This is a genomic window from Albimonas sp. (assembly GCF_055129145.1).
Genome location: NZ_JBSRTQ010000105.1, coordinates 1 through 2,516 on the forward strand (window position 1 = coordinate 1; position 2,516 = coordinate 2,516).

The 2,516-nt window shown below is 68.1% G+C and carries 3 protein-coding genes; all 3 read right to left on the reverse strand.

Annotation, left to right across the window (positions count from 1 at the left end; all coding sequences use genetic code 11):
• Nucleotides 1–30 precede the first annotated feature (30 nt).
• Genes ACTB72_RS15455 through ACTB72_RS15465 form a run of 3 tightly spaced genes read right to left on the reverse strand, consistent with a single transcriptional unit; the run spans nucleotide 31 to nucleotide 2,405 of the window.
• On the reverse strand, nucleotides 31–711 hold the full coding sequence (locus tag ACTB72_RS15455; protein ID WP_463037895.1) for an aspartate/glutamate racemase family protein: 681 nt from the start codon (nucleotides 709–711) through the stop codon (nucleotides 31–33).
• 1 nt (nucleotide 712) lies between these two features.
• Nucleotides 713–1,555 carry an ABC transporter permease gene (locus tag ACTB72_RS15460; protein WP_463037896.1) on the reverse strand — a complete coding sequence of 281 codons (843 nt, stop codon included), beginning with the start codon at nucleotides 1,553–1,555 and terminating at the stop codon, nucleotides 713–715.
• A 1-nt stretch (nucleotide 1,556) separates the two neighbouring features.
• On the reverse strand, nucleotides 1,557–2,405 hold the full coding sequence (locus ACTB72_RS15465; protein WP_463037897.1) for an ABC transporter permease: 849 nt from the start codon (nucleotides 2,403–2,405) through the stop codon (nucleotides 1,557–1,559).
• Between the last annotated feature and the right edge of the window lie 111 nt (nucleotides 2,406–2,516).

The following is a 2,516-nucleotide window of genomic DNA, read 5'->3' on the forward strand; positions in this document are numbered from 1 at the left end:
GGCGCCGGCCGGGCGCGGGAGCCGGCGCGCTCAGGCCGCCTGCGCGCGCCGCGCCATGCCGGGCAGGCCGTGCAGGGTCTCGGCCAGGCGCACCGCGGCGGACACCCCCTCGATCACCGGCAGCCCGAACCGCGCCGACATCCGCGCCGCGAGATCCGCCATCCCGGCGCAGCCCAGCACAACCGCGTCGATGTCGTCCTCGGCGACCGCGCGCGCGATCTCCGCCGCCACCCGCTCGGCCGAGCCCTCCGGGTCCGCCTCCAGTTCCAGCACCGCGACGCCCGAGGCGCGGACCCGCGCGCAGCGCCCCGCGAAGCCGTAGCGGGCGAGGTTATCCTCCAGCACCGGGATCGACACCGCCAGCGTGGTCACCACCGAAAACCGCCGCCCCGCGAGCATCGCCGCGGTATAGGCCGCCTCGCCGATGCCGATCACGGGGATCCGGGCGCGCTCGCGCAGCTCCCACAGCCCGGTGTCGTCGAAGCAGGCGATCACCGCCGCGTCGGCGCCGGCGGCGGTCTCCTCCCCGAACACGCGGAAGAGGCCGGGCAGCGAAGCCTCGCCGTCCTCCGGCCCCTGGATCGCGGGCGGGCTCTCCCACGGATTCACCGCGCGGATCAGCGTCGCGGAGCGGGCGGCGGCCGAGGCCGCCTCGCCGATGGCGCGGGTCATCGCGGCGGTCGAATTCGGGTTGATCACGCTCAGCCGCATGTCAGACCAGCCCCTGGCCCGCATCCGAGGGCGCCTTCGCCTGCCTGCGCCGCATCAGCGCCACCACCCCCAGCGCCCCCCCGATGATCAGGAACGAGAACACCGTGGTCAGCGTCCCCAGCGCGTAAAGCACCGGCGTGGTCACATTGGTCGTCATCCCGAAGATCTCCAGCGGCAGGGTGTTGTAGCTCCCCGCGGTCAGCAGGGTCCGGGCGAATTCGTCGTAGCTCAGCGTGAAGCCGAACAGCGCCACCCCGATCAGGCTGGGCCCGATGATCGGCAGCACCACGAAGCGCACGGTCTGCCAGGGGGTCGCCCCCAGATCGCGCGCCGCCTCCTCGTAGGATTTGTCGAAGCGGTTGAACACCGCGAACATGATGAGCAGGCCGAACGGCAGCGTCCAGGTCAGCTGCGACCCGAAGCCCGAAGTCGACCAGTGCACGTCGAGCCCGGCGATGTCGAACATCAGGCCTACGCCGAGCGAGATCAGGATCGACGGGATGATCAGGCTCGCCACCGTCAGGTAGAAGAGCCAGGCCGCCCCGAAGAATTTCCGGCGGAACGCCAGCCCCGCCATGACCGAGACGACGACGGTGGTGACCATCACCATCAGCCCGAGCGTGAGCGACCGCGAGAACGCTCCCCAGAAATCCCCGACCGCCTGCTGCTCGAAGAGGTCGAAGAACCAGTGCGTCGACCAGCCTCGCATCGGGAAGGTCAGCCCGCCCTCCGGCCCCTGGAACGACAGGATGCCGATGGTGACGATCGGTCCGTAAAGGAACAGCACGAACAGCGCGAAGAACGCGCCGAGCAGCCAGAAGCCCCAGCCCCGCTTGCCCTCCATGTCAAAGCTCCTTCCGGATATCGACCAGCCGCAGCATCACGGCGATCATCAGCAGCACGGTGATCAGCAGCACGACGGCGGAGGCCGCGGCGGCGGGATATTGCAGCAGCGCGATCTCGTTCTGGATGATCCGCCCGACCGAGGCCGATTGGGAGCCGGACATGAAGCGCACCGTGATGAAATCCCCCATCACCAGCGTCACCACGAAGATCGAGCCGATCATGAGCCCGGGCTTCGACAGCGGAATGATCAAGTTGGTCAGGATCTGGAAGGGGGAGGCGCCGTTGTCGCGCGCCGCTTCGATCAGCCGTCGGTCGATGCGCATCATCGAGTTGAAGATCGGGACCACCATGAACAGCGTGTAGAGATGCACGAAGGCCAGCACGACCGCGAAATCCGAAAACAGCAGGAATTCCAGCGGCGCGTCGATCAGCCCGGCCTGGAGCAGCACCTCGTTGGCCAGCCCGTTGCGGCCCAGGAACGGGATCCAGGAGATCATGCGGATGATGTTCGAGGTCCAGAACGGCACGGTGCAGACCAGGAACAGCGCGCTCTGCCACACCACCGACCGGACATGGAAGGCGAGGAAATAGGCCACCGCGAAGCCGATCACCGCGGTGAAGCCCCAGACCATCAGCACATAGGAGAAGGTCTTGAGATAGGTGTCGAGCGTGACCCGGGAGGTCAGCAGGTATTCGTAATTCTCGAAGGTGAAGTCGGGATAGAAATCCCACTCGTTATAGCCCCAGAACGAGACCGTCACGATCACCGCGATGGGGATCACCAGAAACAGCGCCAGCACCAGCGCCAGCGGGCTGACCAGCAGCCAGGAGGCGAGGCCCGCGGACATGCTCCGCACCGGCGCGTCGGGCGTCTTCTCGGCGACGGGGGCGGCTTCCATGGGGATGTCGGACATCGGGCCTCGCAGGGGTGCTGGCGGCGTTGAGGGGGCCGCGCGTCA